At 67.3% G+C, this 22,411-nt stretch carries 15 protein-coding genes; 4 read left to right on the forward strand and 11 right to left on the reverse strand.

Features of this window, described 5'->3' with window-relative positions; translation table 11 throughout:
• Positions 1-19 precede the first annotated feature (19 nt).
• Entirely contained in the window at positions 20-1,000 is a 981-nt protein-coding gene (locus DK26_RS18515) for an ABC transporter substrate-binding protein (protein ID WP_066475825.1), read from the reverse strand.
• A 330-nt stretch (positions 1,001-1,330) separates the two neighbouring features.
• Here DK26_RS18515 and DK26_RS18520 point away from each other — a divergent pair, with 330 nt between their 5' ends.
• Positions 1,331-6,445 carry a cadherin-like domain-containing protein gene (locus tag DK26_RS18520; RefSeq protein ID WP_066475630.1) on the forward strand — a complete coding sequence of 1,705 codons (5,115 nt, stop codon included), beginning with the start codon at positions 1,331-1,333 and terminating at the stop codon, positions 6,443-6,445.
• A gap of 145 nt (positions 6,446-6,590) precedes the next feature.
• Here the strand turns inward: DK26_RS18520 and DK26_RS18525 are convergent, their stop codons facing one another.
• Together DK26_RS18525 and DK26_RS18530 are read right to left on the reverse strand one after the other, a co-directional pair.
• Positions 6,591-7,910 (reverse strand): HlyD family type I secretion periplasmic adaptor subunit, encoded by a 1,320-nt coding sequence (locus tag DK26_RS18525; RefSeq protein WP_066475632.1) that lies wholly within the window; start codon positions 7,908-7,910, stop codon positions 6,591-6,593.
• The gene (locus tag DK26_RS18530; RefSeq protein WP_066475633.1) at positions 7,907-9,640 is read right to left on the reverse strand and encodes a type I secretion system permease/ATPase; all 1,734 of its coding nucleotides are present in this window, start codon (positions 9,638-9,640) and stop codon (positions 7,907-7,909) included. The genes DK26_RS18525 and DK26_RS18530 overlap by 4 nt, the downstream gene beginning before the upstream one ends.
• A 314-nt stretch (positions 9,641-9,954) precedes the next feature.
• Here DK26_RS18530 and DK26_RS18535 point away from each other — a divergent pair, with 314 nt between their 5' ends.
• Positions 9,955-10,974: a D-cysteine desulfhydrase family protein gene (locus DK26_RS18535; protein WP_248310024.1), complete on the forward strand. Its 1,020-nt coding sequence runs from the start codon at positions 9,955-9,957 to the stop codon at positions 10,972-10,974.
• 32 nt (positions 10,975-11,006) lie between these two features.
• On the opposite strand, the gene DK26_RS18540 is transcribed toward DK26_RS18535, so the two are convergent.
• The 5 genes from DK26_RS18540 to DK26_RS18560 form a co-directional block, all read right to left on the reverse strand.
• On the reverse strand, positions 11,007-13,211 hold the full coding sequence (locus DK26_RS18540) for a glycoside hydrolase (protein ID WP_066475636.1): 2,205 nt from the start codon (positions 13,209-13,211) through the stop codon (positions 11,007-11,009).
• Positions 13,212-13,256: 45 nt separating this feature from the next.
• Complete coding sequence (locus DK26_RS18545) at positions 13,257-13,940, reverse strand: class I SAM-dependent methyltransferase (protein WP_066475639.1); 684 nt, start codon at positions 13,938-13,940, stop codon at positions 13,257-13,259.
• A gap of 39 nt (positions 13,941-13,979) precedes the next feature.
• Positions 13,980-14,990 (reverse strand): glycosyltransferase family 2 protein, encoded by a 1,011-nt coding sequence (locus DK26_RS18550; RefSeq protein WP_066475640.1) that lies wholly within the window; start codon positions 14,988-14,990, stop codon positions 13,980-13,982.
• A 37-nt stretch (positions 14,991-15,027) separates the two neighbouring features.
• Entirely contained in the window at positions 15,028-16,095 is a 1,068-nt protein-coding gene (locus DK26_RS18555) for a GNAT family N-acetyltransferase (protein WP_184231750.1), read from the reverse strand.
• A 73-nt stretch (positions 16,096-16,168) separates the two neighbouring features.
• Entirely contained in the window at positions 16,169-17,491 is a 1,323-nt protein-coding gene (locus DK26_RS18560) for a lipopolysaccharide biosynthesis protein (RefSeq protein ID WP_066475644.1), read from the reverse strand.
• Between the two features lie 182 nt (positions 17,492-17,673).
• Here DK26_RS18560 and DK26_RS18565 point away from each other — a divergent pair, with 182 nt between their 5' ends.
• Positions 17,674-18,399, forward strand: a complete 726-nt coding sequence (locus tag DK26_RS18565) for a HemK family protein methyltransferase (protein ID WP_066475645.1) — start codon at positions 17,674-17,676, stop codon at positions 18,397-18,399.
• The gene (locus tag DK26_RS18570) at positions 18,396-19,511 is read left to right on the forward strand and encodes a hypothetical protein (protein WP_066475648.1); all 1,116 of its coding nucleotides are present in this window, start codon (positions 18,396-18,398) and stop codon (positions 19,509-19,511) included. Before DK26_RS18565 ends, DK26_RS18570 begins: the two co-directional genes overlap by 4 nt.
• A 44-nt stretch (positions 19,512-19,555) precedes the next feature.
• Here DK26_RS18570 and nadE read toward each other — a convergent pair whose 3' ends face one another.
• Genes nadE through DK26_RS18585 form a run of 3 tightly spaced genes read right to left on the reverse strand, consistent with a single transcriptional unit; the run spans position 19,556 to position 22,397 of the window.
• Complete coding sequence (nadE, locus tag DK26_RS18575) at positions 19,556-20,563, reverse strand: NAD(+) synthase (protein WP_066475650.1); 1,008 nt, start codon at positions 20,561-20,563, stop codon at positions 19,556-19,558.
• On the reverse strand, positions 20,560-22,107 hold the full coding sequence (locus tag DK26_RS18580; protein WP_066475652.1) for an AMP-binding protein: 1,548 nt from the start codon (positions 22,105-22,107) through the stop codon (positions 20,560-20,562). Before DK26_RS18580 ends, nadE begins: the two co-directional genes overlap by 4 nt.
• 23 nt (positions 22,108-22,130) lie before the next feature.
• A complete protein-coding gene (locus tag DK26_RS18585; protein ID WP_066475654.1) occupies positions 22,131-22,397 on the reverse strand; it encodes an acyl carrier protein in 267 nt (88 codons plus the stop codon).
• Between the last annotated feature and the right edge of the window lie 14 nt (positions 22,398-22,411).

Consider the following 22,411-nt stretch of genomic DNA (forward strand, 5'->3'; position numbering starts at 1 on the left):
TGGCAGGCGACCGGGGGGCTTATTCGATCACGAGATCGGCACTGCTCAGAAGCGAGGGCGGGACTGACAGCCCGAGTGCGTTCGCGGCCTTGAGGTTGATGAACAGCTCGACCTTCGTGACGCGCTGGACCGGCAGTTGCGACGGCTGCTCGCCTTTGATGATGCGGCCGGCATAGACACCGGTGTGACGATGCGACTGCTGGAAGTCGCCGCCGTAGCTCATCAGACCGCCAGCGATCGGGAAATCGCGCGATTGGGTGATCGCAGGCACGGCATGGGCGACGGCAAGCGCTGCCAATTGGGGGCTGCGATAGGCGAAATAGGGATCGGAGGTGAAGACGAGACCACCCGCTCCGGCTTGTGCGACGGCGGCGAACAATGCGTCGAACTCTTGTTCGGTGCTGGCCTCGAGCTGCAGCAACTGCAATCCGAGGCTGGCCGCAGCGGCTTGGAGATTCCTTACTTGCGAGTTCGAGGTCGGGCTGGCGCGATTGACGGCAACCGCGAACAGCCTGGCGCCCCGGCGTAGCTCGGCCATGAATTCCAGCCGTTTGCGCGAGACCTCCACGCTGAGGCTCGAGACGCCCGTGAGGTTGCCACCTGGCTGGGACAGGCTATCGACGACGCCGAGCGCGATGGGGTCGCCACCCATCTCGAACACGATCGGAATGGTCGTCGTCGCCGATTTCGCGGCGAGCGCGACTTCGGCGCCTCCGGGCGCGACGATCGCGGCGACCTGGCGATCGGCGAGTTCCTTAGCCAGCGCCGGCAGGCGCCGGTAATTGCCTTCCGCCCAGCGATACTCGATCGCCACATTGCGGCCTTCGGCGAAGCCGGTCTCGGCCAGCCCGTCACGGAAGGCCGCGAGCCGGCTGGCGTAGCGCTCCGGTGTCTCCGAGCCAAGATAGCCGAGCACGGGCAGCGCGGGGCGCTGTGCATAGGCCGGGACGGACCATGCCGTCGCGGCGCCGGCAAGCACGATGAAATCACGGCGCCTCAATCCGGCGGTGATTTCGGTCGAGGCGGAGGGCAAGAAGCGCAAGGCCATCTCTCCTTCCAACCAGCATCGGATGCTTGCTTGACGCCCAGGAATGTTAGTCCAATCGCTCGGCAACGGTAAGTCTTCTCGATTATCGTCGACCTCGCCCGACGCAGAACCGGCGCCGCGCCGTTCGTCTCCCTTCAGCCGCGTCCGGAACCGCTGCGCGCCCTACCTCGGCTGCGCCGGCCGCTACCCCCAATGCCACTCCGCCGGCCCGCAGATCCATGCCATGCAGCAAGGAAGATCGATCCGCTCGGCAGGCGCGCCCTGCGTTCTCGGGGAGACGACATGGCCACTCTCACCAGCTTCGATCTGAACGGCTCGGGCACCGGGCTCAACGAGAGCAGGACCTATCAGGAGGGCGCAGCCGCCCTGCTCCTCGCCCCGAGCGCCACGCTCGGCGCGACCGGCAATTTCAACGGGCAGTCGCTTCGCCTTTCGGGCCTGCTGGCCGAGTCTCAGATCGGGTTTTCGAGCGGGGTCAGCCTCTCGGGCACGAGCCTTCGCGTCGGCGGAGTGACGATAGGCTCCATCAGCGGCGGCACCAACGGCACCGACTTCGTGATCGCGTTCAACACGAACGCGACGGCAAGTCGGGTTCAGACCGTGCTGCGCAACCTGACCTATGTCAGCACCAGCGATACGCCGACCGAAAGCCAGACGATCAGCTTCGATCTCGCCGGCACGGTCCGCACCGATGCGGTCACCGTCGTTCCGGTCAATGATCGGCCGCTTCTCGACCTGAACGGCGCCGCCTCGGGCACTGGCGCCTCGGTGAGCTTCATCGAGAACCGCTCCGTCGCCGTCGCGCTGAACGCAACGCTGACCGACCCTGATACGAGCAACCTCGTCTTCCTCAGGGCAACGCTCCTCGCCCGGCCGGACGGCAACGCGGTCGAGCGGCTGAGCCTCGATGCCGCGGCCGCGAGCGCCGCGGCCGCGGCCGGGCTCCTGGTCTCGTACACCGCCTCCACGGGCGTGCTCAGCATCGATGGCAGCGCGTCCGCGGCGACCTATCAGGCCATCCTGCGCGGCATCCTCTACGAGAACGGCAGCGACCAGCCCGCCACCACGGCCAGGACCGTCCGCATCCAGGCGAGCGATGGCAGCGCGACCAGCCTCACGCAGGATGCGAGCGTCTCGATCACGCGCGTCAACGATGCACCGCTGCTCGACCTGAACGGAGCGGCCGCGGGGACCGGCGTGACGCTGTCCTATCGGACCGGCGACGCGCCGGCGAAGTTTGCCGCTCTGGCGAGCGTTGCCGACATCGACTCGGCGAATTTCGGCGGCGGGTCCTTGCGCGTAGCGCTTACGGCGAACGGCTCCGCCGGCGACCAGCTCCGGATCATCACCGATGCGACGGTGACGCTCAGCGGCACCACCCTGAGGGTCAACGGCACCAGCATCGGATCGGTATCCGGCGGAACGGGCGGCAGCGATCTCGTGATCAGCCTCAACACGAGCGCGATGCCCGCTGTCGTCCAGATCCTTGTCCAGCATATCGGCTTCTCGACTTCTACCGGCAGCCCGACCGCGCCGCGCCAGGTCACCTTCACGCTCAACGACGGGGACGGCACGGCCAACGGCGGCGTCGCGGTGGCGAGCGCCGTCGCCACGGTCGACCTCACGACAGGCCAGGGCAATGTCGCCCCGACGCTGACCGGCGACCTGCAGGCGACGATCGCCAATGGCAGCACCTACCAGTTCACGACCAGCGACTTCTTCTACACCGACCCCGACGACAGTGCCGCCGGCATCACCTTCACGGTCAGCAATCTCGACAATGGCTATGTCCGCCGCAACGGCACGGCGGTGTCGAGCTTCACCGCCGAGGAACTCGCCGCCGGGCAGATCACCTTCTGGCATGACGGCACAGAGCCGGTCGGCAGCTTCAGGATCGCCGTCGAGGACGGCAACGAGGATGGCTCGGCGCCGGTCGCACAGACCTTCACCTTCAACATCACGACAGGCCAGGTGAATACGCCGCCGAGCCTGACGGGCGATCTCGGCGCGACCGTCGCCAGCGGCGGCACCTATGTGCTGACCCAGGCCGATCTCTACTACTCCGACGCGGACGACGCCGCGACAGGCGTCGCCTTTGCGGTTTCAGGCGTCGTAGGCGGCACGCTTTTGGTCAACGGGGTTGCAGCAACCGGCTTCACGCCGCAGCAGCTCACCGCCGGTCAGGTCTCGTTCCGCCATGACGGCAGCTCGGCATCGCCGTCCTTCTCCGTCTCCGTGGAGGATGGAAACGAGGATGGCTCGACACCGGTCGCCCGGACCTTCCTGTTCGGCGTCACGACGGTGCCGGCAAACGCCCCGCCGAGCCTGACGGGCGATTTCGGCGCCAATGTCGCCAGCGGTGGCACCTATGTGCTGACCCAGGCCGACCTCTACTATTCCGACGCGGACGACAGCGCGACGGGCGTTGCCTTCAGCGTGTCTGGCGTCGCAGGCGGCACGCTTTTGGTCAACGGCAGCGCCGCCTCAAGCTTCACCCCGCAGCAGCTCACCGCAGGCCAAGTCTCGTTCCGGCATGACGGTGCCTCGATAGCACCGTCCTTCTCCGTCTCGGTGGAAGACGGCAACGAGGACGGCTCGGCGCCAATTGCCCAGATCTTCCTGTTCGGCGTGACGATGCCGGTGAACGCGCCGCCCAGCCTGACCGGCGACCTTCGCGCAAGCGTCGCCAGTGGCGGAACCTATGTGCTGACACAGGCCGATCTCTACTATTCCGACTCCGACGATGCCGCGACGGGCGTCGCTTTCACCGTCTCGGGTACCGTCGGCGGCATGCTGCTGGTCAATGGAGTTGCGGCCTCGGGCTTCACGCCGCAGCAGCTCACCAGCGGTTTGGTCTCGTTCCGACATGACGGCAGCTCGGCATCGCCGTCCTTCTCAGTATCGGTGGAGGATGGAAACGAGGACAGCTCGGCACCGGTGGCGCGCAGCTTCGTCCTCGACATCGCGACAAGCGGGGGCAACGTCGCCCCGACCCTGACCGGCGACCTACAGGCGACCATCGCCAATGGCGCCACCTACCAGTTCACCACCAGCGACTTCTTCTACACCGACCCGGATGACGGCCCGACCGGCGTCACCTTCACGGTGAGCAATCTCGATAATGGCTATGTCCGTCGCAACGGCACGGCGGTGTCGAGCTTCACCGCCGCCGAGCTCGCTGCCGGCCAGATCACCTTCTGGCATGACGGCACCGAACCGGTCGGCAGCTTCAGGGTCGCGGTCGAGGACGGCAATGAGGACGGCTCGACGCCGGTCGCTCAGACCTTCACCTTCAACATCACGACGGGCCAGGTGAACGCGCCGCCGAGCCTGACGGGCGACCTTCGCGCGACGGTTGCTAGCGGCGGCACCTATGTGCTGACCCAGGCGGATCTCTACTATTCAGACGCGGACGATAGCGCGACGGGAGTCGCCTTCACGGTTTCAGGCGTCACCGGCGGCACGCTGCTGGTCAATGGGACGGCAGCGGCCGGTTTCACGCCGCAACAGCTCACCGCCGGACAGGTCTCGTTCCGGCATAACGGCACCTCGACGACGCCATCCTTCTCCGTCTCGGTCGAAGATGGCAACGAGGACGGCTCGACGCCGGTGGCGCGGAGCTTCGTCCTCGATATCGCGGCCAGCGGAGGCAATGTCGCCCCGACCTTGACCGGTGACCTTCAGGCGACCATCGCCAATGGCAGCACCTACCAGTTCACCACCAGCGACTTCTTCTACACCGATCCGGATGACGGCCCGACCGGCGTCACCTTCACGGTCAGCAACCTCGACAATGGCTATGTCCGTCGCAATGGCACTGCCGTGTCCAGCTTCACGGCGGCCGAGCTCGCCGCTGGCCAGATCACCTTCTGGCACGACGGCACCGAGCCGGTCGGCAGCTTCAGGATCGCGGTCGAGGACGGCAACGAGGATGGCTCGACGCCGGTCGCTCAGACCTTCACCTTCAACATCACGACCGGGCCGGTCAACGCTCCACCAAGTCTGACGGGCGACCTCAGGGCGAGCGTCGCCAACGGCGGCACCTATGTGCTGAACGAGACGGATCTCTACTATTCCGACGCGGACGACGCCGCGACGGGCGTCGCCTTCACGGTCTCGGGCGTCATAGGCGGCACGCTCCTGGTCAACGGTGCTGCGGCGACCGGCTTCACGCCGCAGCAGCTCACCGCCGGCCAGGTCTCCTTCCGGCATGACGGAACCTCGGCATCGCCTTCCTTCTCCGTCTCCGTAGAGGACGGCAACGAGGATGCCTCGACGCCGGTGGCGCGCAGCTTCGTCCTCGATGTCGCGAGTGGTGGCGGGTTCACACTCGATCTTTCGGGTGCCGCGCGCGGCGTCAGGGTCGATCTCGGCGCCGGGCAATGGATGCTCGCCACGAAGGTGATGGCGCTCGGCGATTCCATCACCAATGGCGATGCGCCTCCCGGGCAGGACGAGCATGGCTATCGCGGCTTCTTCTACCAGAACCTGGTCGAGTCCGGCCGCCTCGTCGACATGGTCGGGCCCAACAGCAACGGTCAGGTGCCCGATCCCCAGCATGCCGGCTATCCCGGCGAAACCGGCGACGACATCCAGGCGCTGCTTCCCAGCCTTCTTTCCACCTATACGCCGAGCGCCATCCTGCTGATGGCCGGCACCAACGACATCTTCTACAAGAGTAATCCGCAGATCCCGGTCCGGGCCGAGATCGCCGGCATGCTGGACCATGTCGCTCAGGCGAGCCCGACCACCCATGTCTATGTCGCGACGCTGATCCCGCTCGCGGGCTACGACACGCAGGTCGCCAATGTGAACGCCGCGATCCGCAGCGCCGTCGCGGATGCGGTCGCGCGCGGGCAGAATGTCAGCCTCGTCGAGATGCCGAGCGTCACCCTGTCCGATCTGTTCGACGGCATCCACCCGACCGATACCGGCTATCGCGAAATGGCGGACTACTGGACGGCGGCCTTCCTGGCCGCGCCGCCCGCTGCCGCGGCCGGCACGGCGATCGGTGCCGCGGTAACCACGGTTGTCGGGTCGGCCAACAACGATCTTCTGATCGGCGATGCCCGGGCCAATGAACTCTCGGGTGGCGCGGGCGCCGACTGGATCAGGGGCGAAGGCGGAAACGACACCCTGACGGGTGGGGCCGGCCGCGATAGCTTCGTCTTCGCGCCCGGCTTTGGCCAGGACACGATCCGGGACTTCGTTCGCGGCGAGGACATACTCGACTTCCAGGCCTTCGCCTTGAACGTCAGCGACTTCGCGTCATGGCGTCAGGCGCACATCGCGGCGTCCGGCACCGACGCGATCGTGACCATCGAGCCAGGCCACAGCGTGACGCTTACGGGTGTGTCCGCCACGGCGCTGCAGGCGAGCGATTTCCTGTTCGTCTGACGCACTTGCGAAGGCCGCGCTGGGCAACCTGTCCTTGCTGTTCGGGCAGTGGGAGCCGATCCGCCCCACTGACTTCGGCGCGGCATAGTGCCGTCGCATTCGGCGTCAGGCATTGCCAGAACCGGACGCCCCGGTCCGCCGCGGCTCACCTTTCCTTGAAGGCCTTGGCGATCTGGTCCCTGAGCGGCTTCAGGATGTATTCGAGCGGGGTGCGGTCCTCGGTCCTGACGAAAACGTCGGCCTGCATGCCGGCGCCGACGCGATGCGGCGCGAGACGGGCGAGTTCCCCGGGTTCGACGCCGACGCGGATCGTGTAGAAGGCGACGCCGGTCTGCGGGTCTCGGCTGGTATCGGCCGAGATACGCGAGACCTTCCCGTTCAGCTCCGGCGTGGTGCGCTGGTTGAAGGCGTGGACCTTGACCAGCGCGGCCCGCCCGAGGGCCAACTGGTCGATATCCGCTGGCAGGATGCGGGCCTCGACCTCGAGCCCCTCCTCGACCGGAACGATCATCATCATCGGCTCGGCCGGCGTGATCACCCCGCCGACGGTATGGACCGCCAGCTGATGCACGAAACCGGTGCTCGGCGACCGGATCTCGACGCGCTTCAGCTGATCCTCGGCCGCGACGCGGCGCTCGACCAGTTCCGCGCTGCGTGCCTGGATCTCGCGCAGCTCCTTCATCACCTCCTCGCGCAGCGCATCTTCGATCTGGATGATCTGGAGCTGCGTCTCGCCGATCCGGCTTTCGGCCTGGGCGACCGCGGCCAGCAGCTGCCCCTTCTGGCCCTCGAGGTTTGCTGCCTCCCGCTCCAGCACCGCCTTGCGGCTGAGCGACACGAGGTTCTTCTCGTAGAGGCCCCTGACGCCGAGAAGCTCCTCCTCGATCAGGATCGCCTGACGATCCCGCGCCTCTTGCTGCGCCCGGTGACCGACGATCAGGTCCTGAAGCTGGCCGACGCGCTTGATGAGCTGTGCCTTCTGTCCCTCGCGCGACGCGCGCCGTGCCTCGAACAGGGCCTGCTCGGCGGTGACGAGCTCGGCGATCTCTGGCTCATGCAGCCGGCCGGCCAGCTCCGGCGCGACGGCGATCGCGTCGCGGCGGTCCCGCTCGGCCTGCAGGCGGCCACGCCGTGCCGCGAATTCGTCGAGCTGCTTGGTAATGACCTGCAGATTGGCGCGGGTCACGGTATCGTCGAGCCGGATCAGGACGGCGCCCTGCTCGACACGCGCGCCTTCGCGCACCAGCAGTTCGCCGACGACGCCGCCGGTCGGGTGCTGCACCTTCCTGACATTGCCGTCGACCACGAACTGGCCGGTGGTCACGACAGCGCCCGAAAGCGTGGTGGCGACGGCCCAGACGCCGACCGTTCCGGCAAACAGGGCAATGCTCGCGCCGCCGATCACGGAAAGGCGCCGCAGCGCCCGCCGGAAATCCTGTTGGTCCTGTCCTTCCGGTTTCGTCATGACGCCACCGTCTGCCGCTGCACGCTGGCCAGGCCGCCCTGCCTCAGAACCCGCTGCAGAATCTCCTCCCGCGGGCCGAAAGCCTGGATGCGGCCTTCCGCAATCATCGCGATCTGGTCGACGCCTGCGATCGCGGTCGGACGATGCGTCACGACGATGACGATCCCGCCGCGGGCGCGAACGCCCCTGACGGCCATGGTCAGCGCTTCGTCGCCGTCATGGTCGAGGTTGGAATTGGGCTCGTCGAGCACGACCAGGAAGGGATCGCCGAACAGCGCCCGCGCAAGGGCGATCCTCTGGCGCTGGCCGCCCGAGAGGATGGAGCCACCCTCACCGATGCGGGTATCGTAGCCATTCTCGAACTTCAAAATCAGTTCATGCGCTCCGGCGGCGCGCGCCGCCGCGACGATCGCCTCGTCGGAGGCGTCCGCCTGGAAGCGGGCGATATTCTCGGCGACGGTGCCGTCGAAGAGCTCGATATCCTGCGGCAGATAGCCGATATGCTGTCCGAGTTCGCTGCGGTTCCACTGGTCGATCTCGGCCCCATCCAGCCGAACCGTGCCCTTGAGCGGTCGCCAGACGCCGACCAGGGTGCGCACCAGGGTCGATTTGCCGGACGCGCTGGGGCCGATGATGCCTAGGCCCTGGCCGGCCTCGAGCTTCAGCGAAACGCCTTGCAGGATCGGCGCCTGCTGGCCGGGCGCCGCGACCAGCAAGCCCTCGGCAGAGAGCTCGCGCCGCGGCTGCGGCAGAGCCGTGCGCTCACGCGCGGCAATAGCGGGAGCATCCAGCACCTGCCTCAGGCGCTTCAACCCCTCGCGTGCCCCAACGAAACCCTTCCAGTGCGCGACCGCGATCTCGATTGGAGCCAGGGCGCGCGCGGTCAGGATCGAAGCGGCGATCATCGCGCCACCGGAGATCTCGCCATGGATGGCGAGATAGGCGCCGAGGCCGAGCACGGCCGACTGCAGCACCATGCGGAAGATCTTCGCGAAGGCACCGATCCCGCCGATCGCATCCGCGCCGGCCAGCCAGTCGCCGATATGGCGCCGGCTGACCTCCTGCCATCGACGCTCGAAGGCCGGGCCCATGCCCATCGCGGCGAGGGCCTCGGCATTGCGGCGGCTGGATTCGGCGATCATCTGCCGGCCCATGCCGCTGGTCTGCTGCGCCGCGCCCGTCTGGCCGCTTTTCCGCTCCGCCAGCGCCGTCAGCCCGAGAATGACGACGCCGCCGGCAATGGCGAGCCAGCCAAGCCAGGGATGCAGCAGGAAGCAGCCGGCGAAGAACAGCGGCATCCACGGCATGTCGAACAGGGCCGTCGGTCCCAGCGAGGCCAGGAAGGCACGGACCTGGTCGAGATCGCGGATCGGCTGCAGCGCCTGTTCCGGCCGGCAGCCCAGCAGGGGCAGGCGCTGTGCCGCCGCAAAGGCGGAGGGCGAGACCTCTTCGTCGAACCGGGCGCCGATCCGCGAGAGCATCCTGACCCGGATCGCGTCGAGAACGCCCTGCAGGGCGTAGGCGGCGAGCAGGAGCAGGGACAGCCCGATCAGCGTCGGCACGCTGCGCGAGGTCAGCACCCGGTCATAGAGCTGCAGCATATAGAACGAGCCCGACAGCATCAGAAGATTGATGCAGCCGGAAAACACCCCGACCGCCGCAAACGCGCCGCGGCAGGAGGACAGGGCGGAAGCGACCACCGAGAGCGCAGGCGTAGGAGCCGGATGCATGATGGCGGGCACTCCGAGCGATCGCAACGGCTGTAAGGCGCGGTAGCAAAGCGTCGCGCTTCGATTGCATCTCCGTCTGCGCGGGATGGCCGCAGGCAAAGTTCGGGCGCTGAGCCGCTATCGGGCCGCTCGCCAGGTTACCTCCCAGTAGAGCCTACCCGCCCCTGCGCCATCAATGTCGAAGATGGAGTAACCCGCCCTCCCAGAACCGGGACGCTCGGCAGGAATGCAGGATTGCTGCTGCCTTTTCCGACACGGCCAATATGGTGAGGCGAGGCGCCGCGGCGCCGGATCTCGGCAGGGGACCAGCTGGAATGACCAAGCCCGCAATGTCGTCTGAACGGACCAGGGTCGAGCTCGCAACGTTGCCGACGCCCCTCGAGCAACTGACGCGCCTGTCGCGGGAACTCAGGCGGCACGGCCCGGCTCCGGCGATCTGGATCAAGCGCGACGATTGCACGGGCTTCGCAGGCGGCGGCAACAAGGCCCGCAAGCTGGAGTATCTCGTCGCCGAGGCCTTGCAGCAGGGCGCCGACGTGCTCGTGACCATGGGGGCGCTGCAATCGAACCACGCCCGTCAGACTGCCGCAGCGGCGGCGCGGCATGGCCTCGGCTGCGTCCTGCTGTTGGCCGACGCGGTGGCGGATCGCAGCGAGGCCTATCACACGAACGGAAACCAACTGCTCGACCGCATCTTTGGTGCGCAGATCCGCTTCCTCGCCGCGGGAGAGGATGGCATGGCGGTTGCGGCGGAGACGATGTCGGCATTGGCGGCGCAGGGCCGGAAGCCTTACTTCATCCCGGTCGGAGGCTCGAACGCCCTCGGCAGCCTCGCCTATCGCGAGGCGCTTCTGGAACTCGCGGTGCAGGCGCGAGAGAAGGGGCTAGGCCTCGACCATCTCATCGTGGCGACTGGAAGCGGCGGCACGCATGCCGGCATCCTGGCCGGTGTCGAGGACGCCGGGTTGTCCTGCCGCGTGCACGGCATCAGTGTCTCGCGCTCCGCCGAGGAGGCGAGCGGCATTGTCTCCGTCCTGGTCCGGGAGATTTTCGAACTGGAGGGCCGCCAGAGAGGTGTTAAGGCCGGACTGGAGATCGACGATTCCCACATCGGCACTGGCTATGGTCAGCCCACTACCACGATGGTCGAGGCCGTCGAGCTGGTAGCGCGCACTGAAGGTATCTTGCTCGATCCGGTTTATACAGGAAAGGCGATGGCCGGCCTGCTCGCGCTCATCAGGAGTGGCGCCATCGCTCCGACCGAAAGCGTCGTCTTCTGGCACACGGGCGGCGCCCCTGGCCTTTTCGCCTACCCGGAGGTGTTCGGGGGATAGCGGCGGCCGATGCCGCTCCGACCAGCTCTGCGTCAGGGGCGAGCTTCCTTGAGCTCGAGCAGGAAATAGGTGGTCGGCCCGGTCGGCAGGTCGTTGCTGAGCCGGAAGGCGACGGGGCCGCTGCCGCTCACGGCCGGCGGCTTCACGCTGCCGTCGAGGCCGATCGGCGAGAGCTGCCATTGCCGGGCGCTCCGGGCGAGCCTGATGTCGACATGCCCCTTGCGGATCAGCACCGGCAGCCGGCCGAAATCCTCGATCACCTTCTCGTCCCGGTCGCGGAAGATCATCCCGGTATTGCGGGCGTCGGTCGCGAAGACCAGCAGGAAACGGCTGCCCCTAGCCAGCGATGCCGGCTTGTCGAGCGAGGAGATCGCGATCAGCCCGTCGCCTTGCGCCCCTTCGACGCTGAGGGTCTTGAAGCTGACCGGCAGGCTGCTCTCCGAAAAGGCGACGGCCTCGCTCGCCGGCGTCGTCAGGCGCATCTGCCTGTCACGGCGGTTGAGCAGGATCTCGCCGGTGTCGCTCTGGAACAGGCCGGCGGCGAGCTTCGTCTCGTTCTCCGCCGGAAGCAGGCGGCTTGCCCGCAGCTTCTCGACGATCGCCTCGGGCCGGTTGGCGTCGCGCGGTTGCGTAACCGCGATCCCTTCGCCGATGCGGTCGGCTGCCTCGAGCCCGATTCTTCCGAGCAGAGCGAGCTCAGTCAGCTTTTCCGGCTCGCGGGCCTGCATGTTCGGGCCGAGATCCTCCTCGCCGCGGACGGCGAAGGGGATAGTGAGTCTTGAGGCCGAGACATCGCCGCGCCTGTAAAGCAGCGCCGTGAGCGTCTCGCCTGCCCGCGCCACCGGGTCGAGTGCGATCGCATAGGGCAGCATGGCGCGCTTGTGTGGGTAGGGCTCGCCATAGGAGAGGGCGATCGGGCCATGCGCGTGCCGGCAGAGCGCGTCCCAGCCCTGCAGCGCGGCATAGGCCGGGAACACCAGCCCGGCCTCGTAGCGATAGCGGTTCCAGAACAGGTGGTCATATTCGCTGATGACGAAGGGCTTGCCGAGCCAGCGCGCCGCCGCGGCCATGCGCATCGCATTGGCGGCGTCGCCGAGCGAGCTTTGCTGGAGCAGCTTGCTGCCCGGCGCATAGCCGCTGGCCCAGTCGTGATAGGTGTTCATCGTCACGACATCGAGGCCGCGCCGGCTGAGCGCGGTCTGCACCGTCGGCCAGTTGTTGTAGGTGCTGATCAGGCCCTTGTAGCCGAGATCGCGCAGCGCCTCGCTCATCCTCTTCGCGGAGGCGGCCTCGACCTCGGCGAAATAGGCCTGCAGGTCGCGCAGGCGGGGATTCGGGGCATAGCGGTTCGCGGGCAGCCGGATCGTGCCGTTCTCCAGCTTCTCGCCCCAGCCGAGCCTGCCCCAGGCCTTGGCGAGCGCCTCGCTCGACGCATAGCGCTTGGCCAGCCATGCATTGAACGGCGCCGCGAACATCGCGTCATAGGGCGCCTTGCCCGGCCGGTCCTGGACGACGCTCTCGAATTCGAGACCGTTCTCGTTGGCGAGGATCACCAGCGCTAGCGCCTCGTCATGGATCGGCGCGATGCCGGTGTAGGGATTGACGCGGGCGAGGATCTTCTCGGCGATCTGCTTCCAGTGCGCGAAGGCGGCGTCGTCGAGGTGCAAGGCGAGCTTGAGATTGCCGCCCGGGTCCCAGCGCTCGGCATGGCCGCCATAGGCGCCGCGCCACGAGGTCATGCCGTCGATTATCCAGTAGATCCCGTTCCGCTTCAGCGCGGCGAGCAGGTAATGGACCCGGTCGAGCGTCTCGGGATCGAAATCGAAATCCCTGGCGCGACCGTGCATCAGCGAGGCGTCCAGGAAGGTCAGCCGCGCAATGTTGTAGCCGTGGAGCGCGAGCTGGCGGGCGTAGCGGTCGGCCCCGGCACGATCCGGGAAGCCGCCGGAAGCCGGGCTCCAGGCGAGGGACGCGCAGAACAGACGCGCCGGTTCCCCCGGCGCGTCGGCGAAGGCAAGGCGGCCATCCTGGCGCACGATTATCCCTTGGCTGGCGCCGCTACCGGCCCTGGTGCCGATGGGCCGGTTGGGCAGCATCCCGGAGAAGTCGAGCGGGCTGCCCGGACGGATTTCCAGCGACACCTCGCGCACCGGCAGCCATGTCTCGGTGGCGATGGCGCGGGACGTCACGGCGCCCAGCGCCAGCGCCGCCATCATCGAGCAAAGCCATTTCTTCATGCCGCCCACACTTCTCCGGCGCCGCCGGATGATCCGGTTGCGCCTTCAGGGCCGCGAAGGGCCGTGCAGGGTGTAGGATTTGGTGAGGCCCGCGATCTTCTCTCGGACCAGATTCGCGTCCGGAGCGTAGGAGCGGAACTCCTTCAGCGTCAGGATCTGGATCTCCTCGAAATACTCCCGGATATGCTCCTCGGAAGGCTTGGACAGGAAGCGCCAGGGCGACAGCCTGACGGCGTGGCGGGCGATCGAGCGCGGCAGCCAGTGCAGGCCGGGGCAGAAGAAGTGCGGCTCGATCGGGAACACATAGGCCGGCGTCTGGACGAAATAGTAGTTCGAGACCCGGTTGATCTCGCGCATCAGATTGGCGCGCTTGGCCGGCGGCACGTGCTCTATCACCGAGTTGCAGACCGCGACGTCGAACGACTTGTCCTGGAAGGGAAGACGGTCGCCGTCATAGACGATGACTTTGACATGGCCGTACGAGCCGGTGAACGAGCGCGCCTGCCCGTCATCGCGAATGTTGACCAACGTCAGGTCCCGCGGAACGTCTGCCGGATCGAGCTTTTCCCAGAAATGCCGCGAGCCACCGACATCGCAGATCTTGAGCGAGGTGAAGTCGGGCAGCGTCTCCCGGAACAGGCCGCCGCGCTTCCTCCGGAAATACTCCGAGGATGAGTGAACGATCCGGTCCCAGAGCGAAACGGTTTTCTTCACGCTGTCGTCGGTCATGAAGGGGGCTTTCCTGAGATGCTTGCGGCGCGGCGCGCGTCAGGCCGCCGATTGCGAAGGCTTGTGGAGGATGCGGCTTTCGATCGGCGCGGCTGGTGGGAGCCGCTGCCGCAGGAAGCCGACGGGCAGCGCCGCGGCATGAAAGAACCAGGCGGTGACGGTGTAGAGCCCCATGCTCAGTCCGCCCTTGCGCAGGCTCATCAGCCCGATCATCCCGGCAAGAAGCGCAAGCACCAGTCCCAGAGCCAATCCCTTGTTGGACACGAACAGCAGAATGGCGATGGAGAGCGCCCACCAAAGATAGACCGCGCTCCATAGCTTGAGCTCGGGGAGCTCGCGCAGCATCTGGAGGAAATAGGGCTTTCCGAGCGATGCCCGCAGCAATTCGCCGACGCCGTGCAGGTACTTGTTCTTCCAGCGCCGCAGGAGCAGTCGGTAGGAGTTCACCGTGTGCCCGAAATGCTGGACGAAGCGTCGGTCGAGCCGATGCAGCTGCCAGCCGGCGCTGCGCAGGCGCACGCCGAGGTCGAACTCCTCATGGCCGTGCAGGTTGCGGTCCGAGAGATAGCCGGCCTGCACGATGGCGCTGCGCCGGTAGAGCCCGCCGCCATTCATCCGGTCGACCGTCCCGGTGCCGTATTGGGAACCGCTGCGCTGGACCCTGCGCGCATATTCGAGAGAGGCGACCAGCATCTCCTCGACATGGCCGGTGACGCCCGCGACCGCCGGGTTCTCTTCCAGGAAGCGCACTGCCGCGGGCAGGAAGCCGGGATCGAGCAGCATGTCGCCGTCGAGCAGGCAGATATGCTCGCCGTGGGAATGCTGGAAACCGAGCTGCGGCCCGATCCCGCAGCTCGGCCGCGCCGGCGCTACGATCTGCACGACCAGGACCGGATAGCGCGATGCGATCTCGATGGTGCGGTCGGACGAGCCGCTATCGGCGATGATCACCTCGCCCTGCACCCCGCCGAGCGCGGCCAGGGCACTCTCGATGGTCGCGGCGATGCGCTTCTCTTCGTTCAGGGTCTTGATGATGATCGAAACGGCCAATCGGGGCTCCGGTATCAATGCGATTTGTGGCAGGACATCAGAAGTCGGTGAGCAGCCTGCTCCAGCTCTCCGAGGCCAGGCCACCGATATAGATGTCGTTGCGCAGCGCGGCTTCCTTGATGTCGGCATGGCGCGTGACGAGGCAGAAATAGCCGCGATGCTTGAAGCTCAGCCAGCGCTGCCGCGATATTGCGTTCATCATGAAAGGCTGTGCGATGCCGCCGGCGCAGGCGTAGCCCTCCGCGTCCAGGCTGGAGAGCATCTGGCCGACGACGTCGAATTCGCGTCCGGCCGCGCAGAGCAGGTTCAGCACCGTGGCCTCCCGGCCCTTCCTGCCGAAATAGAGGAAGGCGCCGATCGGTAGCCCGCCGCGGTCGAGCACGATCCTGACATGCAGTTCGCCGAGGCTCCGGTTCAGCGAGGCGATGCCGACCAGCCAGTCGAACTCCTCCCTGGTCCAGGCGGGGCGGACCGGAAAGCGGAACAGCATCGGTGCGGCGCAGGCGAAGAAGGCGTCGGGCGTCGCAGGAATCGTCCGGCATTCCGGGACAGAGGGCGGCCTGATCGAGGGTCTGCGCCGGCGCATTGCCTGGTCTAGCCAGCCGAGCGGGGCAAGGACTGCCCGCGAGCGCAAGACCGGAACTGCCCGGCCGCAAGCGATGGCCGCCGCCGTCAACGGCCTGAAGGCGCGGCGCCATTCGAGGCTCTGGATCGGCAGCACGCTGCCGCCGCCAGCGAGGCATTGATCGGCGCTGGCTGGCGACGAACTGTCTGAGAAGCACATCTCCTGCCGCGCGGCGTGCATCTGACGGGCAAGGCGGGCGGCGCCGGTCGCTCCGTCCTTGCCGTCGGCCATGAAGGCGCAGAGCAGCCGCGCCATGACCGGGCGGCCATGTGCGCTGAATTCCATGGGGACGGCGAGGATCGCGCTGGTCACGCCGTTTTCGCCCGCATGCACCATGCTGCCGTTCTCCGGCCGGTAATGCGGGCTGCCGAAGAAGACCGTCTCCAGATAGGCTTCGAGACCGGGCGCCACCACGCCCTTGCGGGCGCGGAAGGTCCTGCTGAACAAACGCGCCACTGCCGGGAGGTCGCTGCGGGCCATCGGCCGAACACTGCCGACGCGCGCAGGCGCCTCGCCGCCGGGCGCGCAGGCGCGTTCCAGATCCGGTTGCAGCTCAGCGTCCATGCGCCATCCCGGCTCCCGGGGCCTGCTCGATCGCCCGCTCCCGGTCCCGGCGCACGATCCTCATCAGGGCCGTCCAGGATGCCACCACCATGGCGATTTCGATGACGTAGAACGAGATAAAAGTGCCGGTCGGCGGCGCATACCAGGTCGCGATCGCGGCTAGGGCGGCGCCCAGCACGCTGCCGAGGCCCATCACGGCGGCACGGGTCGGTTGATGGCCCGATGCGCCGAGCGCTTCCATCGCCACCGCCCAGATCGCCAGTGGGACGACCGCCCAGCAAAGGACCCTGACGAAGGCGACGAGCGAGACGTAATCGCGGCCGAAGAGGAGAGGCAGGATCGGGGCCAGCACGAAAACCGCCACCGCAGCGGCGATGCTGATCAGCGTGGCCGCGACGAGAACCTTGCGGACCCGCGGCATGGCATGCTGTAGGCCTTCCGCCGTCGCTCGGGCCGAGCCAGGATAAACGAGACGGTTGAGGGCCTCGACCGAGAGATAGCTGCTTTCCAGCATGCGCCGGGCGACGCTGTAGCTCGCGACGATCTCGGCGCTCGCGACCAGGCTGAGCACCAGCAGGTCGGCATTCTGGCGCACCGCGCGCAGGATGAAGGGCACGCTGAAATAGAGGCCGAGCGGCAATTCCTCGCGCACGAGCCGGTACTCGGGGCGACCGAGCCTGCGCAGGGCATGCCAGCAGAGGAGGGCGACGAGGACATGGCAGACGAATTGCCAGATCGCCCAGGACGCGATGCTGGCCACGCCGAAGACGAGGCAGGCAAGGCCTGCGGCGGCGGTCCGCGCCAAAGCAAAGCCGACCACCACTGTGTTCGCCGAAGCGAAGTCGGAATGGGCGATGAAAATCTGTTCGGCCAGCACGATCATGCGCACCAGCACGATGTTGGTCGCGAGCATCAGGGTGATCACGGCGGCATTCGTCGTCGGATCCGGCGACAGCGTGAAGAAAAAGGGCAGGACAACCGCGCCGATCAGGACCAGCGCCACGCCGCTAGCGGCGGTCAGGATCAGGTTGTGCCCGAGCATGACCGGGTACATCGCCCGATCGCGTGCGACGCGGCGGACGAGGCATTCCATCGCGCCGAGCCCGCACATATGGACCGCGATGTTCGAGATCGCCGTGATCGCGACGAACAGGCTGAATTCGTGGACGCCAAGAAAGCGGGCGAGGATCGCGAAGGTCAGGAGTTGCGCGGCCGAGCTGATGACAAGGCTGCCGCCGGAGGCGGCATAGGACATCAGCATCGGGAGCAGGGCTCCGCGACTGCCCGATCCTCTTGCGTTGCCCGGAGCCATCCTCTCCCGCCTTAGACATCGACCGAACGAGGCCGCCACAATGGACCTACCATCGCAGCGGCGTCTGTAGCAGGCAAAAATAAGGGTGCAGTTAACACCGAAGCCGCGTTTCAGCAGGTGTTTACCCGGGTGGGGCTAGCTTGCCGCCCATGAACATCCGACCAGTGCGGGAAGGAGCCCCGATGCCGGGCAAAGCAGTCGACCTTGCGGGCCAGAGCGAGCCTCGCATGCAGCGCTTCATGAACATCGAGCTGGAGCTGGCGCCCGACGTCCTTGTGCCGCGGCAGGAGACCGAGCTGCTCGGGGCGCGCGCGGTCGCGATCCTGCGCGAGCATCCGCCCGGGCAGGTGGTTGTCGACATGTGCTGCGGTTCTGGCAACCTCGCTCTGGCGATCGCCAGCGACGTGCCGTCCGCCCGAATCTGGGGGGCGGATCTGACCGACAGCACGGTCGCGCTCGCCCGTCGCAATGCCGAGCGCCTTGGCGTTCAGGATCGGGTGTCCATCCGCCAGGGCGATCTCTTCGATGCGTTGGCGGACGATAGCCTCGCCGGCACGGTCGACCTGATCGTCTGCAATCCGCCCTATATCTCGACCGCCCGGCTCGAGGGCGATAGCGCGCATCTGCTCGCGGCAGAACCGCGCGAGGCCTTCGACGGCGGGCCTTACGGCATTTCGATCCATCAGCGCGTGATCCGCGATGCCGTTGAGTTCCTGAAGCCCGGGGGCTGGCTGCTGTTCGAGTTCGGTGAAGGCCAGGACCGCCAGGCGGCGGCGCTGATCGCCCGCGCCAAGGCCTACGAGCCCGTGCGCTTCGCGGTGAACGAGACCGGTACGCCGCGGGTCGCGCTCGTCCGCAAACTCGCTGCCGCACCGGCATCCGGCGAGACGGCGGGGCGGCCGGCATGAGCCTGGTCCGTCCCCTGGAGGCCGCCGATATCCCGGCGGTCGCCGGGCTTTTCCAGCGCGTGTTTCGCAACAGCGATGCGCCGCCGCCGGCGGCGCTCACCGCCTATCTGGCACGCCATTATCTCGAAGCGCCGGGCTGCGATCCGCAGATCGGGCCGCTGGTCCATGTTTCCGGCGACGGCGACATTTCCGGCTTCATCGGCGTCAATGCCCTGCCGATGAGCCATGATGGCCGCAAGCTGCGCGCCGCGGTCTGCGGCTCGCTCATGGTCGAGCGCCGAGGCAGCGACCCGATGGCCGGCGCGAGGCTCCTCAAGACCTTCCTGGCCGGGCCGCAGGATCTCTCCTTCAGTGAGACGGCGAGCGAGGTCTCGGCACAGATGTGGACGAAGCTGCGCGGCGTGGCGCTGCCGGAGTACAGTCTCGACTGGGTTCGCATCATCCGCCCCTCGGCCTTCATGGTGGAGCTCGCATCCAGCCGTGTCGGCGCGGCGCGGCTGCTCTCCCCGCTCGCCGGGGTCATCGATCGCCGTCTGCGCGGGAAAATGCAGGAGAACGACCTGCGCTGGTCCGGCGTGCCGGAGAGCTGGACGGTCAAGGGCGGCCTCAAGGTTACCGAGATCGATCAGGCCGGCTTAGCGGCCCTCGTCGAGCCACTGACCCGGCAGTTCGCGCTTCGACCGGACTGGAGCGCCGAGCAACTCGCCCACATCATCGCCGAAGCCTCCGGCAAGCCGGAACATGGCGAGGGGGTCTTCGCCGCGGTCTCAACGCCCGGCGCGACACCGATCGGCGCCTTCTTCTACCATCTGCACTCGGGCGGAATCGCGCGCGTCCTGCAGATCCTGGCCGCGCCGGGCCAGGCCGGTTCCGTGATCGATTGCCTGATCGGGCATGCGGCGCAGCGCGGCGCCGCCGGCTTGCGCGGCCGCACGCAGCCTGCCTTGCTGGAGGCGATGCTGGGACGCCGCATCGCCTTCACCCATCTCGCCTCGACCGTGGTGCATGCGCGCGAGCCGGTGCTGGTCGACGCCTTCCGAGCCGGCCAGGGCTTCTTCAACGGTCTGGCTGGCGAGAGCTGGAGCCGGCTGGTCGGCGGACGCTTCGAATAACGCCGGCGCCTGCGCGAGGATCGCCCGCGCCGGCGGTGCCGGCCTCAGCCTGCGATCTCCGCCACCGGCTCGACCAGTTGCGGTTCGAGATGCAGATAGCGCGTCGCCCGTCGCTTGGCGGCGATGTCGGCAAAGACGCGCTCGACCTCGACCGCGCTCAGCTTGGCGGCAGTGCCGACCTGCTCGGCCGAGAGGCCGTTGTTGAGGCCGTAGAGGCACAGATCCATGCGGTCATAGGGCAGGGAGAAGTAGAATTCCTCCTGCGTCTGTTCGAGCGAATAGGTGTCGGTGGTCGGTGGCCGGCGCCGGATCTCCTCGGGGATGCCGAGATCGGCGGCCAGCGCATAGACCTGGCTCTTGTAGAGATGCGCGATCGGCTTGACGTCGGCTGCGCCGTCGCCGTTCTTGACGAAGAAGCCCTGATCGTACTCCAGCCGGTTCGGCGTGCCGAGCACGGCGAAGTTCAGCCGGTCGGCGTGGTAGTACTCGATCTGCTTGCGGGTGCGCTGCTTCATGTTGGTCGCGGCGACGATGCCGAGATAGACCGCGGGGGGCATGCGCAGCTTGGTGCGCTTGCCTTCCGGGTCCTGCACCACCAGCGAGGAGATGTTGTAGCCTTCGCCCGCGAGCGAGTTGGCGATCACGATCTTCGAGGCCCAGCCGGACCCATATTCCGGCACCAGCTCGCGGATGAAGCCGTCGCGCCGCTCATAGCAGCCCATCGCCTGCAGCGTCGGGCCGATATCCTCGACCACGGCCGCGACGCCGAAGGTTTCGGCGACCAGCCGGCCGAGCCGCAGGCTCTCGGGATCGGAATCGTTCTCCGGCATGAACAGGCAGAAGACGTTCTTGGCGCCGACCGCGCGCACCGCCAGCGCCACCGAGACGCTGGAATCGATGCCGCCGGACAGGCCGAGCACCAGCCCGCGCTTGCGCATGCCGCGCAATTGTGCGCGCAGGCCGGCGACGATGCGTTCGATCTCGGCGGCTCCGTCGATCTGCAGCGTCTCCGCCGAGAAGGCGAGGCTTTCCGGGGCAGGAGCAATGTTCATTCGGCGGCTCCCAGCGTTTCGGCGGCCAGCCTGCGGCTGACTTTCCCTGTGTCGGTCTTCGGCAGTTCGCTGCGGAATTCCACGATCTTCGGCACCATGAAGTCCTCGAGATGGGCGGCGCAGTGCCGGATGATGTCGCGTTCGCTCAGGCTCTCGTCCGAACGGACCACGAGCGCCGCGATGGCATGGCCGAGCACCGGGTCGGCCACGCCCATGACCACGGCCTCGGCAATGCCGGGATGGGCATGCAGGACGGTCTCGACTTCCTTGGGAGCGACCTTCTCGCCGCGAGTCTTGATGATGTCGTCCTTGCGACCTACGAAATAGAGGAAGCCGTCCGCGTCGGTCTGGAAGAGATCGCCCGTATGCAGGCGCTTCTCCCACGGGTTCGGGCCCGGGCGCAGCATCTGGGTGGTCGCGGCGTCATTGCGCCAGTAGCCCTGCATCACATGCGGACCGCGGATGACGAGCTCGCCGGCGACGCCCGGCGGCACGCGATTGCCTTCGTCGTCGACCACGAGCGCTTCGGTGTTCGGGATGGCGATGCCGACAGAGCCCGGCCGGCGGTCGAGCTCTTCCGGCGGCAGATAGGTGCAGCGCTTGCACTCGGTGAGCCCGTACATCGAGTAGATTCGCACGCCGGGGAGAAGCTCGCGCAGCCTGGCGATATGCACCGGCGGCAGGGCGGCGGCGGTGTTCGAAATGTAGCGCAGGCTCGGCAGGAAGCCGGGTTCGAGATCGCGCATCTGCAGGACCAGCGCCGCCATGGTCGGCACCAGCGGAAAGCCGGTGACCTGTTCGGTGCGGATGCGCTCGAAGATCGCCTGCGGGAAGGCGAAGGATTTTTCGAGGACGAGGGTCGCGCCGAGCCGCATCGCCATCAGCAGCTGGTAGAGCCCGTAATCGAAGGCCAGCGGCAGCACGTTGAGGATGACGTCGTCCGGCGTGTTTTGCAGATAGGTGGTGATCGATTCCGCCGCCGCGTCGATGTTGCGGTGGGTCATCATCACGCCCTTGGGCCGGCCGGTGGAGCCCGAAGTGTAGATCAGCATGGCCAGATCGATGTCGATCCCGCCATGCGCGACCGGGGTCGGCTCAGCCTCGAGGCAGTCCTCGAAGGCGACCGCCCCGTCTGGCGTGCGATCCGGCGTCGCCTGCGTTGACGCGACGAAGAGCGGCCGCCCGGCGCTGGCCGCGCGCGCCTGTGTCACGACCGGCATCAGCCGACCTTGCGTCAGGATCGCGGCGGCCTCGCAATCGTCGATGATGTAGGCGAGCTTGTCGGCCTTGGTCGAGGCGTTAATCGGGCTGAAGGTCGCGCCGGCCTTCAGGATCGCGAAGATCGAGACCGCCGCTTCCCAGCAATTGTCCATGAAGACGAGGACGCGGTCGCCGCGCTTCACCCCGTTTGCAGCGAGCGCGGCTGCGAGCCGGCTGGAAAGCGCGTCCAGCTCGGCATAATCCAGCCGCTTCCCGCCGGAGACCAGCGCGATCTTGGCGCCATGCGCCTTCGCGCTGTTGATGACGAAGTGCTCGACCCGCATCTGCCCGGTATCCCGCCTGCCTGTTACGCCGATGCGGGCGCCGCGGTCTTCGAGGCGATGAAGGCCGTGATGCGCGCGAGGGAGTCGAGATTGGCCGGCATGATGTCGGCGTCGGCGACGGTGATGCCGTAGCGATCCTCGATGAAGGCGACGAGCTCGAGCACGCCGGTGGAGTCGATGATGCCGTTCTCGATCAGCGAGTCCGTGTCGGCGAGCGGGTTGCTGCTGTCGCCGAACAGAAAATTCTCGATGACGAAGGCCTTCACCGCATCCCTGATCGTATCGCTCATGTCAGTTCCTTTTC

It is taken from the genome of Allobosea sp. WAO, assembly GCF_001509835.1.
GTDB lineage: Bacteria > Pseudomonadota > Alphaproteobacteria > Rhizobiales > Beijerinckiaceae > Allobosea.

Bases quoted from the DNA above. Each gene is read 5' to 3' on its own strand.
- DK26_RS18535 (WP_248310024.1), top strand. From the start codon at position 9,955: ATGACCAAGCCCGCAATGTCGTCTGAACGGACCAGGGTCGAGCTCGCA.
- DK26_RS18585 (WP_066475654.1), bottom strand. From the start codon at position 22,397: ATGAGCGATACGATCAGGGATGCGGTGAAGGCCTTCGTCATCGAGAAT.
- DK26_RS18580 (WP_066475652.1), bottom strand. From the start codon at position 22,107: ATGCGGGTCGAGCACTTCGTCATCAACAGCGCGAAGGCGCATGGCGCC.
- DK26_RS18565 (WP_066475645.1), top strand. From the start codon at position 17,674: ATGCCGGGCAAAGCAGTCGACCTTGCGGGCCAGAGCGAGCCTCGCATG.
- nadE (WP_066475650.1), bottom strand. From the start codon at position 20,563: ATGAACATTGCTCCTGCCCCGGAAAGCCTCGCCTTCTCGGCGGAGACG.
- DK26_RS18520 (WP_066475630.1), top strand. From the start codon at position 1,331: ATGGCCACTCTCACCAGCTTCGATCTGAACGGCTCGGGCACCGGGCTC.
- DK26_RS18570 (WP_066475648.1), top strand. From the start codon at position 18,396: ATGAGCCTGGTCCGTCCCCTGGAGGCCGCCGATATCCCGGCGGTCGCC.
- DK26_RS18545 (WP_066475639.1), bottom strand. From the start codon at position 13,940: ATGACCGACGACAGCGTGAAGAAAACCGTTTCGCTCTGGGACCGGATC.
- DK26_RS18540 (WP_066475636.1), bottom strand. From the start codon at position 13,211: ATGAAGAAATGGCTTTGCTCGATGATGGCGGCGCTGGCGCTGGGCGCC.
- DK26_RS18560 (WP_066475644.1), bottom strand. From the start codon at position 17,491: ATGGCTCCGGGCAACGCAAGAGGATCGGGCAGTCGCGGAGCCCTGCTC.
- DK26_RS18525 (WP_066475632.1), bottom strand. From the start codon at position 7,910: ATGACGAAACCGGAAGGACAGGACCAACAGGATTTCCGGCGGGCGCTG.
- DK26_RS18555 (WP_184231750.1), bottom strand. From the start codon at position 16,095: ATGGCCCGCAGCGACCTCCCGGCAGTGGCGCGTTTGTTCAGCAGGACC.
- DK26_RS18530 (WP_066475633.1), bottom strand. From the start codon at position 9,640: ATGCATCCGGCTCCTACGCCTGCGCTCTCGGTGGTCGCTTCCGCCCTG.